Source organism: Paenibacillus sp. FSL K6-0276, assembly GCF_037977235.1.
In the GTDB taxonomy this organism is placed as follows: Bacteria; Bacillota; Bacilli; order Paenibacillales; family Paenibacillaceae; genus Paenibacillus_AQ.
The window spans coordinates 129,247-151,972 of record NZ_CP150276.1; the positions used below are offsets into that span (position 1 = coordinate 129,247).

The 22,726-nt window shown below is 46.1% G+C and carries 19 protein-coding genes, 1 rRNA gene and 1 other RNA gene; 18 read left to right on the forward strand and 3 right to left on the reverse strand.

The features are described 5' to 3' along the window. Window positions 1–120: 120 nt before the first annotated feature. Window positions 121–2,181, reverse strand: coding sequence for a PBP1A family penicillin-binding protein (locus tag MHH52_RS00610; RefSeq protein WP_340006020.1), 2,061 nt, complete (start codon window positions 2,179–2,181; stop codon window positions 121–123). A gap of 224 nt (window positions 2,182–2,405) precedes the next feature. On the opposite strand from MHH52_RS00610, the gene MHH52_RS00615 reads away from it, so the two are divergent. The 3 genes from MHH52_RS00615 (at window position 2,406) to argS (ending at window position 6,041) form a co-directional block, all read left to right on the forward strand. Further along, window positions 2,406–3,590, forward strand: coding sequence for a hypothetical protein (locus MHH52_RS00615; protein ID WP_340006022.1), 1,185 nt, complete (start codon window positions 2,406–2,408; stop codon window positions 3,588–3,590). Between the two features lie 325 nt (window positions 3,591–3,915). Continuing rightward, on the forward strand, window positions 3,916–4,359 hold the full coding sequence (locus MHH52_RS00620; protein ID WP_340006023.1) for a DUF1934 domain-containing protein: 444 nt from the start codon (window positions 3,916–3,918) through the stop codon (window positions 4,357–4,359). Continuing rightward, on the forward strand, window positions 4,356–6,041 hold the full coding sequence (argS, locus tag MHH52_RS00625) for an arginine--tRNA ligase (RefSeq protein WP_340006024.1): 1,686 nt from the start codon (window positions 4,356–4,358) through the stop codon (window positions 6,039–6,041). Before MHH52_RS00620 ends, argS begins: the two co-directional genes overlap by 4 nt. Window positions 6,042–6,168: 127 nt before the next feature. Here argS and MHH52_RS00630 read toward each other — a convergent pair whose 3' ends face one another. Next, the gene (locus MHH52_RS00630; protein WP_340009429.1) at window positions 6,169–7,338 is read right to left on the reverse strand and encodes a S8 family peptidase; all 1,170 of its coding nucleotides are present in this window, start codon (window positions 7,336–7,338) and stop codon (window positions 6,169–6,171) included. Window positions 7,339–7,798: 460 nt separating this feature from the next. Between MHH52_RS00630 and rpoE the strand changes: the two genes are divergently transcribed. The 4 genes from rpoE to fba all read left to right on the forward strand — a co-directional run bounded on the left by rpoE (window position 7,799) and on the right by fba (window position 12,097). Then, entirely contained in the window at window positions 7,799–8,347 is a 549-nt protein-coding gene (gene rpoE, locus MHH52_RS00635) for a DNA-directed RNA polymerase subunit delta (RefSeq protein WP_042123225.1), read from the forward strand. Between the two features lie 326 nt (window positions 8,348–8,673). Further along, entirely contained in the window at window positions 8,674–10,281 is a 1,608-nt protein-coding gene (locus MHH52_RS00640; protein ID WP_340006026.1) for a CTP synthase, read from the forward strand. A gap of 367 nt (window positions 10,282–10,648) precedes the next feature. Continuing rightward, window positions 10,649–11,035, forward strand: a complete 387-nt coding sequence (locus MHH52_RS00645; protein ID WP_313641719.1) for a response regulator — start codon at window positions 10,649–10,651, stop codon at window positions 11,033–11,035. 207 nt (window positions 11,036–11,242) lie between these two features. Continuing rightward, window positions 11,243–12,097, forward strand: a complete 855-nt coding sequence (fba, locus tag MHH52_RS00650) for a class II fructose-1,6-bisphosphate aldolase (RefSeq protein ID WP_313641713.1) — start codon at window positions 11,243–11,245, stop codon at window positions 12,095–12,097. Here the strand turns inward: fba and MHH52_RS00655 are convergent. Next, on the reverse strand, window positions 12,094–12,237 hold the full coding sequence (locus MHH52_RS00655; RefSeq protein ID WP_340006027.1) for a hypothetical protein: 144 nt from the start codon (window positions 12,235–12,237) through the stop codon (window positions 12,094–12,096). The two genes, fba and MHH52_RS00655, sit on opposite strands and share 4 nt — an antisense overlap. Before the next feature lie 48 nt (window positions 12,238–12,285). Here MHH52_RS00655 and MHH52_RS00660 point away from each other — a divergent pair, with 48 nt between their 5' ends. The 11 genes from MHH52_RS00660 (at window position 12,286) to MHH52_RS00710 (ending at window position 22,616) form a co-directional block, all read left to right on the forward strand. Beyond that, window positions 12,286–13,539 (forward strand): UDP-N-acetylglucosamine 1-carboxyvinyltransferase, encoded by a 1,254-nt coding sequence (locus MHH52_RS00660; RefSeq protein WP_340006028.1) that lies wholly within the window; start codon window positions 12,286–12,288, stop codon window positions 13,537–13,539. 163 nt (window positions 13,540–13,702) lie between these two features. Next, entirely contained in the window at window positions 13,703–15,055 is a 1,353-nt protein-coding gene (gene rho, locus MHH52_RS00665; RefSeq protein WP_042123234.1) for a transcription termination factor Rho, read from the forward strand. Window positions 15,056–15,080: 25 nt separating this feature from the next. Beyond that, window positions 15,081–16,358 (forward strand): radical SAM protein, encoded by a 1,278-nt coding sequence (locus MHH52_RS00670; RefSeq protein WP_340006029.1) that lies wholly within the window; start codon window positions 15,081–15,083, stop codon window positions 16,356–16,358. Window positions 16,359–16,489: 131 nt separating this feature from the next. Next, window positions 16,490–16,687, forward strand: coding sequence for a 50S ribosomal protein L31 (gene rpmE / locus MHH52_RS00675; protein WP_042123239.1), 198 nt, complete (start codon window positions 16,490–16,492; stop codon window positions 16,685–16,687). Between the two features lie 206 nt (window positions 16,688–16,893). Then, window positions 16,894–17,161, forward strand: an RNA gene (gene ffs, locus MHH52_RS00680) — signal recognition particle sRNA large type. A gap of 137 nt (window positions 17,162–17,298) precedes the next feature. Continuing rightward, complete coding sequence (gene dnaX / locus MHH52_RS00685) at window positions 17,299–19,074, forward strand: DNA polymerase III subunit gamma/tau (RefSeq protein WP_340006030.1); 1,776 nt, start codon at window positions 17,299–17,301, stop codon at window positions 19,072–19,074. A 47-nt stretch (window positions 19,075–19,121) separates the two neighbouring features. Beyond that, window positions 19,122–19,433 carry a YbaB/EbfC family nucleoid-associated protein gene (locus MHH52_RS00690; RefSeq protein ID WP_042183982.1) on the forward strand — a complete coding sequence of 104 codons (312 nt, stop codon included), beginning with the start codon at window positions 19,122–19,124 and terminating at the stop codon, window positions 19,431–19,433. A 38-nt stretch (window positions 19,434–19,471) separates the two neighbouring features. Next, a complete protein-coding gene (recR, locus tag MHH52_RS00695) occupies window positions 19,472–20,071 on the forward strand; it encodes a recombination mediator RecR (RefSeq protein WP_042123249.1) in 600 nt (199 codons plus the stop codon). Window positions 20,072–20,206: 135 nt separating this feature from the next. Further along, on the forward strand, window positions 20,207–20,458 hold the full coding sequence (locus MHH52_RS00700) for a hypothetical protein (RefSeq protein ID WP_340006031.1): 252 nt from the start codon (window positions 20,207–20,209) through the stop codon (window positions 20,456–20,458). A gap of 32 nt (window positions 20,459–20,490) precedes the next feature. Next, the gene (locus tag MHH52_RS00705) at window positions 20,491–20,757 is read left to right on the forward strand and encodes a pro-sigmaK processing inhibitor BofA family protein (RefSeq protein WP_340006033.1); all 267 of its coding nucleotides are present in this window, start codon (window positions 20,491–20,493) and stop codon (window positions 20,755–20,757) included. A gap of 301 nt (window positions 20,758–21,058) precedes the next feature. Next, a 16S ribosomal RNA gene (locus MHH52_RS00710) occupies window positions 21,059–22,616 on the forward strand. Window positions 22,617–22,726 lie beyond the last annotated feature (110 nt).

The following is a 22,726-nucleotide window of genomic DNA, read 5'->3' on the forward strand; positions in this document are numbered from 1 at the left end:
ATACATAAAATAAAGCGGTTACAACCTTTGCAGGAGAAGTGAAAATCGAGTTTGCCCATCCTATGGATTCTACAATAAATAAGTAATAAAAAAGAAAAACCTCTTCAATAAATGAAGAGGTTAATTCAACCACCAGCGTTTAATATTGTTCCACAGGGAACGACTTTCTTCAGCAGGATCTACTTTGCTTTGTGCATCATCGACGGCGGGACCTTTACCGTGTTGATCACAGTATTTGGTAGGCTCAGTTCCACTAATGAAAGTCTCTAGTTCTTTTTCGGGACAGGCTGCTGTAGCTAGCTTGCCGGACTGCGGATTGATGTATACGCTGACCACGCCATCTGGAATGGGAAAAATCTTAGGCGGGATATTTTCCAGCGCTTTTTCAGTAAACTCTGCGAAAATTGGAGCTGCGCGTCGACCGTCGGTAGTTGCGATATCGCGCCCCTTGTCATATCCAACCCAAACGGCAGTGGATAACTCGGGGGTGAAACCTACCATCCAACCGTCTGTATCCGTAGTTCCGGTCTTGCCGGCTACCGGACGTTTGATTATAGAAGCTACGCGATTTCCTGTCCCCCCAGTCTCAAATACCCCCTCCATTAAACGGGTCAATACATAGGCTGCAGATGGATCTACAACGGCTTCACCCTTTGGCTGTGGTGCTTCGTACAGCACCATACCATTTGAATCCGTTATTTTTAGAATGGCTGTGGTTGGCATTTTCTGACCACTGTTTCCAATAACAGCGAAAGCTGAAGCCATTTCTAGGGGACTGATCGGTGAGGTGCCGAGTGCCAGTGATGGCACGCTTTGAAGCGGACTGTCAATACCCATCTTGGCTGCCATCTCGCTCACTTTATCCGCGCCGATCTTCATGATCGTATTCACAGCATAGATATTGTCGGATGCTGCAATAGCTTGCCGCATGTTGATCTCGCCCAGATACTTATCTCCGAAGTTCCGAGGCTGGTAGGTTTTGCGATTGTTATCATAATGGAACATCGTTGGCTGGCTTTTGAAAACGGAAAGGCCAGTCATCTCTTTGGAGGAGAGGGCGGCTAAATACATGATCGGCTTAAAGGACGAGCCAGGCTGGCGTGTGGTGGCCAGAGCATGATTGTATTGGTTGGTACGATAATTTTTTCCGCCGACCATTGCTTTAATGTAGCCAGTGCGAGGATCGATAGATACAAGAGCAGTCTCCAGATCACTCTTTTGATCCATCTCCTGGTCGACCGCATGTTCTGCGGCATGCTGCATGTCAGGGTCAAGGGTAGTGTAAACATTTAGTCCGCCTTGTTCTAACTCATCACTGCTGATGTGAAGAGATTCTGTGGCCAGATTGCGGATATAATCCCTGAAATAAGGTGCAGCCACAGTGGTATCCTTCTGGCCTTGTGGTTTTAAGTTCAAATCCTTCTGAACAGCCTGTCCCGCTTCTTCTTGTGTGATTTCTCCTAAATTAGTCATGACGGTCAAAATGATTTTTTGCCGTTTTTTAGCGTTGTTTAAATGATTGTACGGCGAATAATAGGTCGGTCCTTTTGGAATCCCAGCTAGCATGGTACTCTCTGCCAAGTCTAAATCTGCTGCAGATTTACCAAAATACATCTGAGAGGCTGCTTCAATGCCATAGGCACCATGACCATAGTAGATGTTATTTAAATACATGTTCAAGATTTCATCTTTGCTGTATTTCATCTCGAGCTGCATCGTATACAAGGCTTCTTTAGCCTTGCGCGTCCATGTCTTCTCGTGGGATAGATAGAGATTTCTCGCGAGCTGCTGAGTTAGCGTACTAGCCCCTTGTGTTCGGTTTCCCTCTTCCAAATTGACGAGCACGGCCCGCGCCATCCCCTTCATATCGAATCCGGTGTGCTCATAAAACTTACGGTCCTCGACGGCCAGTGTAGCTTCAATAAGCAGGGGAGAAATTTGATTTAACTTTACTGGATCACGGCTACGACCGTCTGAGGTAAAGGTGGCAAGAATATTGTCTCTGGAGTCATATAGCTTGGAGCGCACATCATCGCCTATGGGGGGGAGATCCTTTTGGTATAGGTAACCGAGCAGAGCTCCCGCGGTCAGTAGAAACAATATAATCATGGCTACCAGCAGCCGGAATAAACGGCGGAAGCGGCTTTTTCGTTTGGGTGGATTCGTTGATTCACGTGTCATGGCACCAGACTCCCTTCTCCTTGTATTATGGGAAAGGAACTGGAAGGATATTCATTGTATAACTAGGTGACCTGTTAAAGGGACTATCGCCAAAGGTGATTTAAATTGAAGATGACAAACTGTTTCCATTTTGTGACTATTGAATGGTGGATCATGCGCGCTTCAGGCGGTATAAAAGAGTAGAGATTGAAAGTGAGGGTATATATACATTAGGAGGGATCACTATGAACTGGACGAAAAAGATTCACAGAACGACAATAACCGCCCTTTCGGCGACGCTAATAATGGTTTCAGGCTGGGGAGCATCAGCTTCTTCTGTACATGCTGCGGCATCGGCTACACCAACGGCTTGTGGCACTGGAGATCATGGGCTACTACAGTCTCTTCAAAACAAGCATTCAGGAGATGTATCCACACCGCTTACCTTTTCTGATGTTCAGTTTTTGAATGGAGATATCGGACGAGCAGCAGGCAATGGATTTATGATTGGCACTTCTAATGGAGGCTGCAATTTTCAAGAGATTTATGAAGGCCAATGGAGCTTTAAGCAGTTTGATTTTCCCGATAACGTGCATGGTTTTGCCCTTGCTTCTGTAGAAGAGGGTCAAGCCCGATATTTAATCGGGACCTCTAATGGCGGTTCAGAATGGAAAAGACTTTCGAATAAAGCTGTTAGCTTTGAAAGAATCGATTTTATCGATAGTAAGATTGGTTTCGGGTATAACAGGGCATCAACGTATTACACCAAGGACGGGGGACTTAGCTGGATTAAGATTTCAACCCCATCCAATACACGCGGTACTTATTTCAGTGATCGTAATACCGGCTGGGCCGTTGTGACTGTGCCTAGAACCGGCTACCGGGTAATGAAGACTATAGATGGTGGAAAAACTTGGAGCTTATCGTTGAAGGCAGCCTTTTCCGATCCTGAGTATGGGCAAATCACTGCAAAGGGAGATCAAGTTGATGTGGTTCTCTATGGCGGCTCAGGGATGAGTCAAACCTCATACTCCTTATATACAAGTACGAATAAGGGTAAAAGCTGGAATAGAGTGATTGCTCAGGAAACTGCTGGGGGAGGGCCTGCTCCGGGTAGCGGAAAAGCTGTAGTAAATAAAGGGCCTGCGTCTGGCAGACCGGGAAATTTGGAGCTGGTAGGGAACAATACGGCCTTCTTGGTGGGGTATTCCGACGCAGCGGAAAAAGTAGCGGTAGGGCGATCATATAACGATGGCAAGCAGTGGACCAATCTTCCGGCGATTGCTGGGTATGATGGGGTAATCTCGTTCACTAGTAATAAAGAAGGTTGGCTAGCCGTTCGCGAACGCGATTATTCATCGTTATATGTAACTAAAGATGGCGGTGCTTCTTGGCAACTTAGATTCTCGTTGAAAATTTTGTCCTTGTAATTGGTGAGTTAGAAAAGGTAGTGAGCATAGCGTTTAGTCCTCTAAACGGTTCCTAAGGGAACCGTTTTTTGTGACTATGAAGTTGGTTGCACTTGTGTACAGTTTTACTACATGTTCCAAGTGTGCTTTTATCCATCAATATGGTAAAATTTTATGAGCTAAGCTAGATCTAATGGATTCTGAGATTGAAATGCTTCTTTGAACTGGATATAGTGTACAATGGGAAAGCGAATAGGCCTTTGATTAAATATAAAAATGTTTAAGTTTCACGATAGACGTTTTTCTTATGCAGAATGCAGAGGCTTGCAGAATGGAGGAACGTGTGATGCCCGAACTACAGTCTGACAAATATGACGTCTCTATCACGCTCGTGAGCCTTCAAGATGGTCAGCGAAATGTTATGAAAGCGAATGGAGAGGTAGTATCCAAAGGACCGCATCTATATATTCAATATGAAGAGTTAGAGCAGGGCCCTCGAGGAGAGGAAATTTCTGTTCGTACAACGATAAAGATTGCAGGCAATCAGCTAAAGCTAATCCGCCACGGTGGGATACAGTCGGAACAGAGCTTTCAATCCGGACGGCGTCTGCCGGGATTTTATCGTTCGCCATATACACAGTTTAATCTTTCTACAGAAACGAACAAGCTGGACGTGGTGCGCGAAGGGCGTTCCCTAACGGTTGCATGGGAATATGATTTGTACGTTTACGAGGAATTGTCAGGAAAGTTTGCTATTAGTTTGCATATACAGGAGGAACCGAAATTATGACACAGAGAAAGAATCCGTTGGAGCTTGTAAATGAACGGGTAAAAGAAGCCATTGCTGATGCAATTGTGAATGCAGGGATTGTTGCACCGGAAGAGGTTCCTGATATCGTACTGGAAGTACCAAGAGATAAGGCGCATGGTGATTTGGCTACGAACGCTGCTATGCAGCTGACCAAAATTGCAAAGCGTAACCCGCGCCAGATTGCTGAGGCAATTATAGCGCATCTGGATACTAGCAGCGCTTCTATTGAGAAAGCTGAGATTGCCGGACCAGGATTTATTAACTTTACGTTGTCCAAGAACTATTTGTACCCAATCATCAGCCTTGTTGCTGAGCAGGGTGATGATTATGGTCGTATTAACGTCGGTCAAGGACAGAAGGTTGAAGTGGAGTTCGTCAGCGCCAATCCAACGGGTAGCCTTCATTTAGGACATGCTCGTGGTGCTGCTGTCGGCGACGCGCTTTGCAACGTGCTCGATTATGCAGGCTATCAGGTCACACGCGAATATTACATTAATGATGCGGGTAACCAAGTGGCTAATCTGTGTAAATCCATTGAGACTCGGTACCTGCAGGAGCTGGGTCAAGAAGCAGAGATGCCTGAAGACGGTTACCATGGCGAGGATATTAAGGGATTTGCCAAAGAACTTGTGGCTGAAAAAGGCGACACACTGCTCGAGATGAGCCCTAGTGAGCGTGCAGCTTTTTTCCGTACCTATGGACTTAATAAAGAACTCGATAAAATCAAACGCGATCTGGGTCTATTCCGCGTAAACTTTGATATCTGGTACAGTGAGACTTCGCTGTATGAGAATGGCGAAGTGCTGCGCTCGCTAGACGAGCTTCGTGATCGTGGAGAAGTATATGAGCAGGATGGGGCAACCTGGCTGCAAACGACTAAGTATGGCGATGATAAAGACCGCGTTCTGATTAAGAACGATGGCACATACACCTACCTTACGCCGGACATTGCTTATCACAGCGATAAGTATGGCCGCGGCTATGATAAAATGATTAACATTTGGGGTGCTGATCACCATGGCTATATTCCGCGGATGAAAGCGGCGATGTCAGCACTTGGCAATGATCCTGAGAAGTTAGTGGTTCTAATTGCTCAGATGGTCAGTCTGTTCCAGAATGGTGAAAAGGTTAAAATGTCCAAGCGTACCGGCAAAGCGATTACGATGGAAGATTTGATGGAGGAAGTAGGAATCGATGCGATTCGTTATTTCTTCACCATGCGTAGCATGGATTCTCATCTTGATTTCGATATGGATTTGGCGATCTCTACTTCTAACGAGAATCCTGTATTCTACGTTCAATATGCGCATGCGCGTATTTGCAGTATCTTCCGTCAGGCAGAGGAGCAAGGGATCTCCATTCCTGATTACGCTGAGATTGACTTCACCAAGCTGACAGCAGTGCATGAATATGATCTGCTGCGCAAAATTGGTGAGCTCCCAGCAGAAATCGCTGTTACGGCTGAAGGTTATGCTCCACATCGCCTTATCCGTTATGTATATGAGCTGGCTGCTATTTTCCACAGTTATTACAAAGCTGAACGTGTAATCACTGAGGATGCCGCTCAAACCGTGGCACGTCTTGCGCTGCTTGGAGCTGCGCGTACCACCATTGCTAATGTCCTACGTCTTGTCGGTGTTTCTGCACCGGATCGCATGTAATTCAACACCATACGACAAAAAATCCGCCTTCCGGTTTCCTGGAAGGCGGATTCTATTTTGTGCCGTTCTTCGCACCGGCACAAGCTGCGCTCACGTCAGAGTGACCCACCCGGTGCCCGGGTGGGGTCTACACGTTCGCGGAGACCGCCCGCTTGGCCCTTGCTCCTGCTTTCAGCAGGCGTAGGGCATCGGCAGCGCCGCCGCCAAGGGATGCGCGCCGCTGCCCCTTACGTAGCCGCACCGGGGACGCGGTGCGGCGCAAGAGCAGCTTCAGCTCCCTTGGCGAGAGGCCCGGTCGCAGCGCGAGCAGCAGTGCAGCGGCTCCCGTGACATGCGAGGTCGCCATGGAGGTGCCGCTCATCTCTTTGTAGCCCTCCTTCAGCCAACAGGAGTGCACGCCTTCGCCGGGGCCGTATACATCGATATAAGAACCGCGGTTGCTGAATCCAGCAACACGATGTCTTTTATCGATGGCGCCCACGGCAATCGTCTCAGGATAACGTGCCGGGTAGTCCCCGCCACGTTTACCATCATTGCCGGAGGAGGCGATGATAGCGATTCCGGCTCGGTACGCTTTTATAACCACATTGTGAAGCGCCTTGCTTCTAGTCTTCATTCCGAAGCTCATATTGATGATATCGATTCTGTTCTGTACGCACCAATCAATGCCCAGCACAATATCTGATACATATGCAGATCCGCTATGATCAAAGGCCTTAACTGGATATAGCAGCGCTCGCGGCGCCACCCCCATCATACCGCGTGTGCCTCCTGCCGCAGCTAGAGTGCCGGCGATGTGAGTCCCGTGTCCATTATCATCCAGCGGTAACATTCCGCGGTGTAGTAGGTTGACCCCAGTGGCTAATGAATGCTTCAGATCGGGATGGCGGTAATCAGCACCTGTGTCAATTACGCCGATTTTGACATGAACTCCGGTTGATTTGGACCATGCCTGAGGAGCATGAATGGCTTTCACCCCCCAAGGGAGTGTGGCCGTTCCGCTCTTTTCGTTAGCTATGGAATGGATTTGTATTTGTAGATCCTCTTCGACATTTAGGAGGTCTGCAAATCGGCTCATTAGTTTTCCAGCTCCGGCAGCAGGCACAAAGAAGGCCCGAATCAGCGTAGATACTTGCACTTGCCGCAGCTCGGGCTGCTTCGCTTTCAGAGCCTTCCATTGTGTTAATGCTCCGGCATACTGGCGGGGATCATTGAAGGTAAGAATACGCCGCTCACCATTGTTGGGGGCAAGCGATATTTCTTCAAGAAGCATGTGCCAAAATTTGTGATAGTCCATAGGTTTCGCTGTCCCCTCCTCGGTGCACTGCTGCCATATTGTATGAGTGGAAGAGGGGGTCCGAATGGGAACTTGCCCTTTTTTAACGAAATGGGCTGCCCATCGTGTCAAAAGACGGCGCTTTACATAAAATAGACAGAAGAGATTAACACTCTCTTTGTAACATCACGTAAGGAGCCGATCCTTGGCGTGGATACAGTCATGCGCGGAGGATTTCCTCCGCCTTTTTTTATAAAAAAGTAAGTATAAGTTTCATACTCTACATATGCTTTGAATTTTATCTTTCTTCAGAGATGGAGACAGGTTTCTGGTATGGATAACAGCCTAGAGGCTATTTCTGCTGGGCTGTTACTGCTTTTGACTTGCAATTTGTTGTCAAATAGGTTTTACTTAGTTTTGTTAATGGATATTATTGAAATAAACCGTAATGTGAACAATGCGTGAGAGGAAGTGTCCTTTAGTGAGTACGCCACTCAATTTAAAGCTGGACCCTGAGAAAGTTAAAGAAATGCCGATGGTGGATTTGGCTTTTCTAGTGCTTAAGGCGGCCAATACGCCGTATTATTACCGTGATCTGATGGTCGAGGTAGCCAAGCTACGCGGCATGACTGATCAACAAAGCCAAGATACTATTGCCCAGTTATATACCGAGATTAACATTGACGGGCGTTTTGCCTGTGTCGGAACCAACCTTTGGGGATTGAAACGCTGGTATCCTCTAGAGCGCTCTGATGATCCGGTTGGTAACACCAAACGCGTGCGTATCATCAACGATGAAGACGATGATTTGGAAGATGACGACTTTGCTGAAGAAGAAGAAAACTACGCTGCTGAAGAAGAGGATTTCGACGCTATCGACGAAGATCGCGATGACCTCTATTCCGACGACGACAGCGAAGAAGAAGTCGACGAAGATGTCGTGATCGATGAAGATGACATAGACGAAGATGACACAGACGAAGATGATGCAGAAGATGACTCTGATGAAGATGCCGAGGCTGACGAGTAAGATAAATAATTTCAAAGAGTCTTGCCAATGGTATAATTCCTCCCTTGACAGTGGGGGATCGTCAGAGTAAACTATTGCATGGGCTTATCATGTAAGTTAATAAACGCGTTTTTTAAAATAAAAAGTGCCCCGGTTCTACGGGTGTCACTTTTTTGTTTTTTTAGATGCAAAGTAGCTGTAGTTTTATGTAATTCGAGGGACGACGCTTTATGTTTTCCTCGGTGGATCAAACTTTTGATTTCCCCTGTTTTGATGATAGTAAAACGGGTTACGATAAACACCATGCGCCGCTTTTATGTCTGGACTTTATTTAGGAGGGTTTTACAGTGACAAAGTATATTTTTGTAACGGGTGGCGTTGTGTCTTCCCTGGGCAAAGGCATTACCGCCGCTTCGCTGGGCAGGCTGCTCAAGAACAGAGGTCTAAAGGTAACGATTCAGAAATTTGATCCGTATCTTAACGTAGACCCTGGAACGATGAGTCCTTATCAGCACGGTGAAGTATTCGTAACAGATGACGGTGCGGAGACTGACCTTGACCTTGGGCACTATGAACGGTTTATTGATATTAATCTGTCAAAGAACAACAATGTGACGACAGGTAAGATCTATTCATCCGTAATTAGCAAGGAACGTCGTGGAGAGTACTTGGGCGGAACTGTACAAGTTATCCCACACATTACGAATGAGATCAAAGAACGCGTGTTCCGCGCAGGCCGCGAGACCAACTCTGATGTTGTAATCACAGAGATTGGTGGAACCGTAGGTGATATTGAAAGTCTTCCGTTCCTAGAAGCCATTCGCCAAATCAAGAGTGATATTGGACGGGAAAATGTGATGTATATCCACGTAACCTTGATTCCTTATATCAAGGCTGCTGGAGAAGTGAAGACGAAGCCGACACAACACAGCGTTAAAGAGCTGCGCAGTATCGGTATTCAACCAAATGTCATCGTGTGCCGTACGGAATATGAGCTTTCCGCAGATATGAAAGCGAAGATAGCACTCTTTTGCGATATTGATGCTAATGCTGTTGTGGAATGCCGCGATGCTTCAACGTTATATGAAGTTCCGTTGAATCTTCGTGATGAAGGATTGGACGAGATCGTTGTCAATCATTTGAAGCTTACAACACCTGCGCCAGATATGCGTGAATGGGAAAGTATGCTTGAGCGGATTCAGAAGCTAGAGAAGACAGTGGAAATAGCGATTGTAGGTAAGTATGTAGCCCTGCATGACGCTTATTTGAGTGTTGTAGAATCACTTTCACACGCAGGTTTTGCTTCCAATGCAGAAGTTAAACTTCGCTGGGTGAATGCAGAGGAAATAACAGATGAGAACGTGGACGAAATGCTGCGTGGTGTTGGCGGTATTCTAGTTCCTGGTGGTTTCGGTGATCGGGGAATTGAAGGTAAAATCTCCGCAATTCGTTATGCCCGTGAGAAATTGATACCTTTCTTCGGAATTTGCCTAGGTATGCAAGTTTCCGTAATCGAATATGGTCGCTCTATTCTTGGTCTACAAGGCGCGAATAGCTCCGAAATCGATCCAAACACACCATATCCACTGATCGATCTGCTTCCTGAGCAGAAAGATATTGAAGATATGGGTGGCACCATGCGTCTTGGTTTGTATCCTTGTAAGATTCTTCCGGGTTCCCTGGCAATGTCTTGCTACGATGATGAACTGGTATACGAGCGTCACCGTCACCGGTATGAGTTCAACAATACGTACCGCGATGAGATTGAAAAAGCAGGTCTGGTCATTTCCGGATCCTCTCCAGATGGCCGTTTAGTTGAGATTGTAGAACTTCCGGGACATCCTTGGTTCTTGTCGGTTCAATTCCATCCGGAATTCACTTCACGTCCGAACCGTCCACAACCGTTGTTCCGCGAATTTGTCAAAGCTTCTTTGAATCATTCCGAACAGCAGTAATTTTGTAAACATAATCAGAACCTATGGGTTCTTGACAAACCTGAAGAGCCTCCTGTTGGAGGCTCTTTTTTTAAACTATTAGAAAGTATAAGTTGTTCACCTATCCTTTATGTCTAATATTTCTCGCTTAAACGCTTACCGTCCTTATAAGGACGCCGAAGGCGTTTATGCTTGTTTATCCATTTGAAGAGTTTTGTAACTGACATAACTGCAGTTTGACTCTTTATTTACCCATTTTATCCAATTAGAAGGATTTGGGCAGTGAAGCACGAATAATAGGTTTCGTATGGAGTTAGTTTCTGAAGGGGCCGTTAGCTGTGTAGAGCGCGGTATAGTCAATCTGCCTTAATCTCTGGGAGGGTGTTATATGGATAAAAAGAAAGTGTTAATTGTCGATGATCAGAATGGGATCCGGATTCTTCTTATGGAAGTGTTCAATAGCGAAGGATATACAACATTTCAAGCAGCTAACGGAAAATTGGCATTAGACATTGTTCGCTGCGAGTCTCCCGACTTGGTCCTGCTCGATATGAAAATTCCGGGAATGGATGGACTCGAGATTCTGAAGCATCTGAAAGAGTTGAATCCGTCCATTAAAGTTATCATGATGACGGCTTACGGGGAGCTGGATATGATTAAGGAAGCAACCAAGCTAGGCGCATTGATGCATTTTACAAAGCCATTTGACATAGACGAAATGCGGGTAGCGGTCAATATGCATCTTCACAATAAGTCTGTAGATCAGTGTAGTTAAAGAGACGATTTCTGTATCGATCCTATTTGGTGATGGTGATTATAAATAGGCTGAGTTAATTGCTATATGGGCTGGGTGAAAATCGTCCCACCGGGACATTTTTTTGTTTACCCTATTTAGTATTTGACTCAGGATGTGTTATAATAAGCCTGTATGTGATGTCGGTTTAAAAACATAGCCAACCAACATTCTTAGGAGGATGAAACCATGCCATTAGTATCTATGACAGACATGTTGAACAAAGCACTTGAAGGAAAATATGCAGTAGGTCAGTACAACATTAACAACTTGGAGTGGACACAAGCTATTCTTGGTGCCGCTGAACAAGAAAAATCACCAGTAATCCTTGGTGTATCCGAAGGCGCAGCACGTCACATGGGCGGCTTCACTACTGTTGTTAAGATGGTAGAAGGTCTAATTATTGACATGAATATCACAGTTCCTGTAGCTATCCATCTTGACCATGGATCTAGCTTTGATAAATGTAAAGCAGCAATTGATGCTGGATTTACATCCGTAATGATCGACGGTTCCCACCACCCAATTGATGAGAACATTGAAATGACTAAAAAAGTCGTTGAATATGCTCACGCTAAAGGTGTTTCTGTAGAAGCAGAAGTAGGTACTGTTGGTGGACAAGAAGACGACGTTATCGGCGGCATCATGTATGCTAAGCTTGATGAGTGCGTACGTATTGTTAAAGAAACAGGTATCGACACTTTGGCTCCTGCACTTGGTTCCGTTCACGGACCTTACCTTGGCGAGCCTAACCTCGGATTCAAAGAAATGGAAGAAATCCGTGACGCTACTAACATCCCAATGGTTCTTCATGGTGGTACAGGTATTCCTGAACATGACATCAAGAAAGCTATCTCTCTGGGTACTTCCAAAATCAACGTAAACACTGAGAACCAAATCGTGTTTGCAAAAGTTGTTCGTGAAGTTCTAGCTGCTAAACCTGATGCTTACGATCCACGTACATTTATCGTACCAGGTCGCGATGCGATCAAAGAAACCGTTATCGGTAAAATTCGCGAATTTGGATCCAACAACAAAGCCTAATCATTGTTAGCTTCCGCCATAGGTGGACAAGCAATTTGTAAAAGGGCAGGGTGTAGCTCTGCCCAGTTGAATAGTTTGATGAGGAAAGCACACCGCTTAGCCGGTGTCTTTCCATTTTCATCACTAAAAGTCCACAGCACGTATTGCCCACCCAGCTGCAATACACGTAGGGGGAAATTGATAAATCTATGGAAAAATTAATGATTGGCGGTGGACGTCCGCTGGAGGGCGTTGTAACCATCAGTGGAGCAAAGAATAGTGCTATTGCACTTATTCCTGCGGCGATTTTGGCCGAATCTGAAGTTGTTCTGGATAATTTACCGTCCCTTAGTGATGTAGCCGTTTACTCCGACATCTTGCAAGAGCTTGGCGCAAGTGTATCTTGGTCAGGCAACCAGATGAGAATTGACCCTTCGCGTATTGTCTCTATACCCATGCCTAATGGTCCGGTTAAGAAACTTCGAGCTTCATATTATATGATGGGAGCTCTGCTTGGAAGATTCAAAGAAGCGACAATAGGTCTTCCTGGTGGTTGTAATTTCGAACCTCGTCCAATCGATCAGCATATCAAGGGATTCGAGGCACTGGGAGCAACAGTTACCAACGAACATGGTTCTATTCACTTATATGCAAAAGAGCTACGCGGTGCGAAGATTTATTTAGACGTATCAAGCGTAGGTGCCACTATTAACATCATGCTGGCGGCATCACGTGCCAAAGGCTCCACAATTATTGAAAATGCGGCTAAAGAGCCTGAGATTATAGATGTAGCAACCCTATTGAACTCTATGGGCGCTGTTATTAAAGGCGCTGGTACAGAAACCATTAGAATCGAAGGGGTCTCGGAGATGCACGGTTGCCGTCACTCCATTATTCCCGATCGGATTCAAGCAGGAACATATATGATTGCCGCTGCGGCTACGCGTGGTAATGTGTTAATAGATAACGTTATTCCTAAGCACTTGGAAGCTTTAACGGCCAAGCTTTTAGAGATGGGCGTTGATATTGAAGAGCTTGACGAAAGTATCCGCGTTATAGGTAGAACCAAATATGAGCGCGCAGATGTCAAAGCGCTGACCTATCCTGGCTTCCCTACAGATTTACAATCTCCCATGACAAGTATGTTGACGCAGGCAGAAGGTGTTAGTGTGCTTAGCGATTTTGTCTACAGCAACCGCTTTAAGCATGTGCCAGAATTGGTACGAATGGGCGCGAAAATTCGCGTTGAAGGCCGTTCTGCAATTATTGAGGGTGGTAAGCTTAATGCTGCAAAAGTGAAAGCGACTGATTTGCGGGCAGGTGCTGCCCTTGTCATTGCTGGGTTGACGGTAGAGGATGGAATTACCGAGGTGACCGGTGTAGAGTATATTGATCGTGGGTATGATAATTTAGTTAGCAACCTTCGTCAACTTGGTGCTCATGTTTGGCGTGAGAACGAATAAATTAGGATATCCCGTTTGGAAGGAGTTTTTATTTGCTAATTTACCGCATATTTCCTTCCAAATTGGGTATTAATATCCTAATGAGCATTTTAATAGACTCATTAATTTGCCTAGTAGATAGACTAGGGCGAACTCATTTAAAAATTGAATAGGTGGTTATTACATGGATCTTCAAATTTCCGATTTGGAAGAAATGAAGCTGACCGAGCTGTATAAGCTGGCCAAGAAATACCAGATCCCTTATTACGGACAGCTGAAGAAACGGGAACTGATCTTTGCGATCCTTCGGGCACAGGCAGAGCAGAGCGGTCTCATGTTTATGGAAGGCGTACTGGAAATTCTACCTGAGGGCTATGGATTTCTAAGGCCGATTAACTATTTGCCCAGCGCTGAAGATATTTATATCTCAGCCTCACAAATTCGGAAATTTGATCTCAGAAGCGGAGATCTTGTGTCTGGGAAATGCCGGACCCCGAAAGAAAATGAACGATATTTTGGCCTGCTTCAAGTCAATGCCGTTAATGGTGAGAACCCTGCTAGCGCAGCGGAACGTCTTCATTTTCCAGCATTAACACCACTTTATCCGCAAGACAAGCTACCGCTTGAAACATCCCCTACTCATTTGTCTACCCGAATAATGGATTTGCTCGCTCCTGTAGGTTTGGGGCAGCGGGGTTTGATTGTAGCACCTCCTAAAGCAGGAAAAACGCTCCTCTTGAAAGAAATTGCCAATAGTATTTCCACTAATAATCCTGAGATTGAGCTCTTTGTATTGCTGATAGATGAACGTCCCGAAGAAGTAACCGATATGCAGCGTTCTGTAAAAGGCGAAGTGGTTGCATCGACGTTTGATGAGCTTCCAGAGAATCATATTAAAGTGGCCGAACTTGTGTTGCAAAGGGCTCTTCGTTTAGTTGAGCACAAGAAGGATGTAGTTATTCTTTTAGATAGCATTACCCGTCTGGCACGTGCGTATAATCTTGTGGTTCCGCCATCTGGACGCACACTTAGTGGGGGGATTGACCCAGCAGCCTTTCACCGGCCGAAACGGTTTTTTGGCTCTGCGCGGAATGTGGAAGAAGGCGGCTCACTGACTATTTTGGCAACTGCATTAATTGATACCGGATCGCGTATGGATGATATTATTTATGAAGAGTTTAAGGGTACAGGTAATATGGAGCTTCATTTGGACCGCAAATTGGCGGAACGTCGTATATTTCCTGCTATTGATATTCGTCGTTCAGGTACACGTCGAGAAGAAGTGCTCTTGAGCAAAGAAGAGCTCGATACGATCTGGGCGATTCGCAAAAACATGAATGAATCCTACGATTTCGTGGAGGGATTCATTAAAAAGCTGCGTGATACGAAGACTAATGCTGAATTCTTGGCATCGTTTGACGTTGCGGGAGCTAAACAATCGCCAAATGGAACCGCAAGTAGCGGTGGCACTTCCAACAGTGGTACGGCTGCTCGTCGCACAACACGGGCGAAGACTTCTTCAGTACCTACAACTTGAGAATTGATAATAAGAGGAGACTAACATGTATTTGGTATATGCCGACGGGCAAGGAAACGTATATGATCATTCTGAGCTGTACGGGCTAGCCCGTAGTGGGGATATGATCGTTGAAATGCTGGAGGAAGAGTTAATTCCGCTACCTGAAGGCGCTACACTCGTGGGTTTGCCTAATACGCGGGCGGTGGGAATGGATCCTGAGACGGGTGAAATGATGTCGATGCCAGAAGGCTCGCAGGCTGTAGGGGCGCTACTGCCTCAGGGTTACACTCGTCTGTGTCTTCCTGGTTATGTTAAGACGGACAAGTCTTATAAGCTTCCTCTGTTTGGTTATTCGGCTGTAGTGTGGAAGGATGGGGGATTCTATGTTGCAGCAGATCCCACGGATAATCCGGAGAAATGGAACCCGCTGAACTGTGATAAAGAAGACCTAGAAGTCAGTGTTGGTGAACTAACAGCCAAATATCCTGATAACCGTCTCTATGAGCATCTTTCTAATTGTGCGCTTGGCTATGAATGCCTCACTTCCTCTAATACGTTTTTAGGACGTTGGGAGGGTGGTGTACCTGTCTCTTATTCATGTAATGCCGGATGTTTTGGATGTATATCTGAACAACCAGATGATAGTGGCTTTGTCTCTCCACAGACTCGGATGAATTTCCGGCCTACGGTCAATGAAATTTCACAAGTTATGCTGGAACATTTGAAGACACCTGAATCGATCATCAGCTTTGGACAAGGTTGTGAAGGGGAGCCTTCTACGCAGGCTAAGCTTATTATAGAAGCTATTCGAGAAGTTCGTTCAATTACCGACATGGGTTACATCAACATTAATACCAATGCCGGATTAAGTGATCATATTCGTGGGATCGTTGATGCTGGGCTTGATTTGATGCGTGTCAGCACAATAAGTGCTCTTGATGACCACTATAATGCATATTACAAACCCCGCGGTTACACATTGGCTAATGTAGAGAAATCTTTGATATATGCCGCCTCGAAGGGTGTCTATACATCGATTAATTACCTGATATTCCCTGGAGTGACAGATCGCGAGGAAGAGATTGAAGCGATGGTGGAGTTCGTAAGACGAACGGATCTGAAGCTTATTCAGATGCGTAATCTGAACATTGATCCAGAGAGTTATTTGGAATTGATTCCCCCTGCTAAGGGTGAAATTCTCGGCATGAAGACTATGCTAGAAATTTTCCGGGACGAATTGCCGGATGTTGTTATTGGCTCTTACACGCATGTACCACCAGCGGATTTGGCTCGGGCAAAGCAACGGCAACTCAATATATAACAGAGTATATGTACCAACGAATTACCAATGAAACATATTGCCCAATTGAATTTTTCGTGCTAAAATACCACAGTGTAATCATATAACTCTGGGTCCGCATGAGGCCTAGGGCATGAGAGGTGAAATTCAAAATGCAAGCAGCAATTCAACCAAAGTATAACTTAACTAAGGTAACCTGCGCGTGTGGCAACTCTTTCGAAGCTGGCTCTGTTAAACAAGAGCTTCGTGTTGAAATTTGCTCCAGCTGCCACCCTTTCTTCACTGGCAAGCAGAAGTTCCTGGATGCCGGCGGTCGCGTTGATAAATTCAAGAAGAAATATGGTATCTAATTGGAATAGTCGCATAGCGGCTTAATGGTTAGATCGAGCCCCCAGCTTTATAGCTGAGGGGCTCATTTTATGTCCAAATATATGGTTTCACACTATACTTAATCCTTATATTTGTACGAGAAACGTTTGTCATCATTTATAGGACGACAACGTCGTTTCTTCGTGATAGTTGATTTTTGTCCGAGCGTGAGCTATACTTATCTACGCCGTGCTAGACGGGGAGGTAGCGGTGCCCTGTAACTCGCAATCCGCTGTAGCGAGGTTGAATTCCTGTTAGAGGTGCTATCGATGTGAGGCCTTGGTTCCTACGGGCTGTGTTGACGGTTGGGTCCTCCGCAATGAGTGCTTATGAACCTGGTCAGGTCCGGAAGGAAGCAGCCATAAGTAAGTTACTCTTGTGCCGGAGGGTGGCCTAGCCCGAGCAGTCATGTAGGGTTGCCGCTTGGATCGTAGCCATCAATAACAGGTGCACGGTTTATAATTCTGTTTATAACAGCATCTTTGCCACAAGCAAAGATGCTTTTTGTTTTTGGTCAATAGCCGATGAATATAGTATAATAAATTTGCGACAAATGCCGGGAAAGAGGCAGCCTAAGAGAGGGTAATGCATAGTGGAACATATCGCGCTGTACCGTGCTTGGCGGCCGCAGTCGTTTCAAGACATGGTTGGACAACAGCACATTATCCAAACGCTGCAGAACGCAATTCGTGAACAGCGGGTTTCGCATGCCTATCTGTTCAGTGGTCCGCGGGGAACTGGTAAGACAAGTGCTGCTAAAGTCTTAGCTAAGGCGGTCAATTGTGAACGAGGTCCAGGTCCGGAGCCTTGCAACGAGTGTCCTTCCTGCCTGCGGATCACTGCGGGTAATGTGATGGATGTGCAGGAAATAGACGCGGCATCAAACCGGGGCGTAGAAGAGATTCGTGATCTCCGGGATAAGGTCAAATATGCACCTACCGAGGTGCGCCGTAAAGTGTATATTATTGATGAAGTGCATATGCTGACAACAGAAGCATTTAATGCGCTATTAAAGACATTGGAGGAACCACCGTCACATGCAATGTTTATCCTTGCAACCACGGAACCTCATAAATTACCGGCGACGATAATCTCTCGTTGTCAGCGTTTTGACTTCCGAAGAGTAGCGTTAGAAGAGCAGACAGCACATCTAAACGCTATTTGTGAGAAGGAAGGGATTACAGCCGATGTCAACGCATTGCAGTATATTGCCCGTCTTTCTGATGGGGGGATGCGCGATGCAGTGAGTTTGCTGGATCAGATTTCATCTTTTACAGATGGTAAGGTTACGTACGAACAAGTGCTAGGGATGACCGGAGGGATACCCTCTGAGCAATTTGCACGTCTTGCGACTGCCATTTTGGAAGGTGATATGGGTCTTCTTCTGGAACTTGTTGAACAGCTTATGCATGAAGGTAAGAGTGCTGATAAGTGTCTAGAGAACCTTATGTATTATTTCCGTGATTTATTGATGATTAAGATGGTACCCGGGGCCGATCAACTAACAGAGCGAGTGCTTAATCCCGCCGAATTTAGAGATATGGCCACCGCATTTTCTCGGGATCGTCTGTTTCAGATTGTAGATACACTTAATAAGTACCTAGGTGAAATGAAGTATGCTACTCATCCGCAGACATTGTTTGAAGTCGCGCTGATGAAGCTTTGTAGCTTGCAGCAACAGGAAAGTGAGACTGCATCTGTTGCTCCGTTAGGTGCATTGAATGCTGGGTCAGGTGTAAATATTCCTGCGGCCGACTCTGGTGAACTAGATCTGCTCAAGAGACAGATTGCTGCACTGGAGAAAAAGCTGGAACAGGCATTGCAGTCAGGTGGTATTTCCGGAGGTGGGCGTGATGGTGCTTCTTCTGCGAAATCGCATCCGGCTCCAAGCTCTGCGCCAAGAATCTCGTCGACCTCCAAAATGCCTCCAAATGTAGATAAGTTTATTGCTGGTAAGGATAGTCCTGATTTTGTAGCTATCTATAAACAGTGGAGTCTTGTCCTGCAAGGGGTAAAAGAGGAGAAGGTAACGGTCCATGCGTGGTTTGTAGACGGTGAGCCTGTATCAGTAATGGATGATGCAGTGCTTGTTGCATTCAAGAATACGATCCATCGCGATACTACTGAGAAACCGGCAAACAGACAGGTCATCGAGAATGTGCTTGCAGCACGTCTTGGTAAACCTTACCGACTGGTAACCATAATGCTACGCGATTGGAACGAAGCAGCCCAGAAGTCAGTGGGACAGCCCAGCAAAGAAGAACTGCGGTTAGAGCATGAACACGACACTGCAGACGCGAAATCTGAACCTTGGATTGATGAGGCTATCCAGCTCTTTGGAGAAGACCTTGTTGTCATAAAAGAGTAATGTAAGCATACTAGCGCTAATTGCGCATTCCAAAGGAGAGACGATGTATGAATAATATGAACCAAATGATGAAGCAAGTTAAGAAAATGCAGGAGCAAATGCTTAAAGCTCAAGAAGAGCTCGGTGGCAAGGTTATTGAGGGTTCATCAGGTGGCGGTGTAGTTACAGTTCAAGTGAATGGCCACAAAAAACTGCTGTCTATACAAATTAAACCAGAAGCTGTTGATCCGGAAGATGTTGAAATGTTGCAGGATTTAGTAATCACTGCAGTAAATGATGCTTTGACCCAGGCTGAAGATCTTGCGAATAATGATATGGGCAAATTCACAGGTGGAATGAAGATCCCAGGCTTGTTCTAATCGAACACTCCACTTTAGTCTAAAGGAGAATTATTAATTTGTATTATCCCGAACCGCTAGCCAAGCTGATCGATGCTTTTACTCGTTTGCCCGGGATTGGGCCGAAGACAGCCGCCCGGTTAGCTTTTCATGTGCTTAACATGAAAGAGGATGACGTCATTGATTTTGCAAAAGCGCTAGTAAGCGTCAAACGTAATCTCCATTATTGCTCCGTCTGCTGTAATATTACAGATACGGACCCATGTAAGATATGTCAGGACAAAACTAGAGATCCTTCAGTGATCTGTGTGATTCAAGACTCCAAGGATTTGGTGGCAATAGAACGAACCAAAGAGTTTAATGGATATTACCACGTTCTTCAGGGTGCAATTTCGCCTATGGAAGGTATAGGTCCTGATGATATTCGCTTGAAGGAATTATTGACTCGTCTGAGTGATGAAAGAGTGAGCGAACTGATTATGGCGACCAATCCCAACATTGAGGGTGAGGCAACGGCGATGTACATCTCTCGTCTAGTTCGGCCGTTTGAGATTAAAATCACCAGAATAGCCCATGGCTTGCCTGTTGGTGGCGATCTTGAATATGCCGACGAGGTTACCTTGTCCAAAGCGTTGGAAGGCCGTCGTGAGCTATTCTAGTAGCTCTAAAGTTGTGTTTTTCAAAAGGAGGCCCTTTGGGCTTCCTTTTTTTGTTCTAAGTTTGTCCCTATCCCGATATGAATGAGAATAACGAGATGTGATTTTGCATCGAAATTATTCTGAGGAGGAATTGGAATGGGATGGTGGAGCTCGTTGTGGCGGGGAGTAGATAAAGAACAGGGGCAAAAAGATACTGAGAGCTGGGAAACATTGTTGGAGGTACGTAAGGCACATTTGGAGTGGGAGAGAGCATACCTAATGTTTGATGAAGCGTTGGGACAAGATCAGATTGATTACGCTATATATATTTTGGAGGCGGCAGAGCGCAAATATCAGATACATCTCAAGCATGCAAAAAGCATGGGATTAAATAGCAGTCAGATGTAGACGTTAATCAAAAGAATATAAGGGGGATTAACATGCTTAGAATGATAGCTATGGGAGTATTGGTCTTATCGGTTGTGTCACTGAGTCTAATTGTATTCAGAAAAAAACTTGGCTTTGGATGGCTTAGTCTGTTCGGGACTCATTTGGTACTAGCTGCGCTCGCGATATACGTAGTGAACTTCTCAGGTTTGATCACACAGGTCCATATTCCCTTGAACCCCGCAACTATAGGCGCAGTAACGGTTCTTGGTCTTCCGGGGGTGATAATGTTAATAGGATTAAGAATAATTTTGTTTTAATGCTTGACGTGGGTTTAAAAAATATGATACATTAAGTCTCGCCCCTTTGGACAAGATGTTGATTAACAACTTGCTGAAACGGTAAAGCGAAAAAAGAAATTAAAAAAACGCTTGACGAAAACAAAGGTGCTGTGATATATTATAAAGGTCGCTGCTGACAAGCAACGACAACGAAAGATGAGACATTGATCTTTGAAAACTGAACAACGAGTGAGTGGGAAATCACGAAAGTGAAATCCAAAATTAGAGAATTAATTTTCTCGTCAGATGTTTCAAAATGAGCAATCGCTCTTTTCAATACTAATTGGAGAGTTTGATCCTGGCTCAGGACGAACGCTGGCGGCGTGCCTAATACATGCAAGTCGAGCGGAGTTATTTTGAAAGCTTGCTTTCAAAATAACTTAGCGGCGGACGGGTGAGTAACACGTAGGCAACCTGCCCCTTAGACTGGGATAACTACCGGAAACGGTAGCTAATACCGGATAATTTCTTTTTTCTCCTGAAGAAAGAATGAAAGACGGAGCAATCTGTCACTGAGGGATGGGCCTGCGGCGCATTAGCTAGTTGGTGGGGTAACGGCCCACCAAGGCGACGATGCGTAGCCGACCTGAGAGGGTGAACGGCCACACTGGGACTGAGACACGGCCCAGACTCCTACGGGAGGCAGCAGTAGGGAATCTTCCGCAATGGGCGAAAGCCTGACGGAGCAACGCCGCGTGAGTGATGAAGGTTTTCGGATCGTAAAGCTCTGTTGCCAGGGAAGAACGTCCGGTAGAGTAACTGCTATCGGAGTGACGGTACCTGAGAAGAAAGCCCCGGCTAACTACGTGCCAGCAGCCGCGGTAATACGTAGGGGGCAAGCGTTGTCCGGAATTATTGGGCGTAAAGCGCGCGCAGGCGGCTATTTAAGTCTGGTGTTTAAACCTTGGGCTCAACCTAAGGTCGCACTGGAAACTGGGTGGCTTGAGTACAGAAGAGGAAAGTGGAATTCCACGTGTAGCGGTGAAATGCGTAGATATGTGGAGGAACACCAGTGGCGAAGGCGACTTTCTGGGCTGTAACTGACGCTGAGGCGCGAAAGCGTGGGGAGCAAACAGGATTAGATACCCTGGTAGTCCACGCCGTAAACGATGAGTGCTAGGTGTTAGGGGTTTCGATACCCTTGGTGCCGAAGTTAACACAGTAAGCACTCCGCCTGGGGAGTACGGTCGCAAGACTGAAACTCAAAGGAATTGACGGGGACCCGCACAAGCAGTGGAGTATGTGGTTTAATTCGAAGCAACGCGAAGAACCTTACCAGGTCTTGACATCCCTCTGAATCCACTAGAGATAGTGGCGGCCTTCGGGACAGAGGAGACAGGTGGTGCATGGTTGTCGTCAGCTCGTGTCGTGAGATGTTGGGTTAAGTCCCGCAACGAGCGCAACCCTTAACTTTAGTTGCCAGCAAGTAATGTTGGGCACTCTAGAGTGACTGCCGGTGACAAACCGGAGGAAGGTGGGGATGACGTCAAATCATCATGCCCCTTATGACCTGGGCTACACACGTACTACAATGGCCGGTACAACGGGAAGCGAAACCGCGAGGTGAAGCCAATCCCATCAAAGCCGGTCTCAGTTCGGATTGCAGGCTGCAACTCGCCTGCATGAAGTCGGAATTGCTAGTAATCGCGGATCAGCATGCCGCGGTGAATACGTTCCCGGGTCTTGTACACACCGCCCGTCACACCACGAGAGTTTACAACACCCGAAGTCGGTGGGGTAACCCGCAAGGGAGCCAGCCGCCGAAGGTGGGGTAGATGATTGGGGTGAAGTCGTAACAAGGTAGCCGTATCGGAAGGTGCGGCTGGATCACCTCCTTTCTATGGAGAATCGTCTTCTGCAATGAAGACATTCAAATCGGAAGTTTAACTTCCACAATAGAACCCTCGGGTTCGAACACTCACTCGTGTTCAGTTTTGAAAGAGCAAGT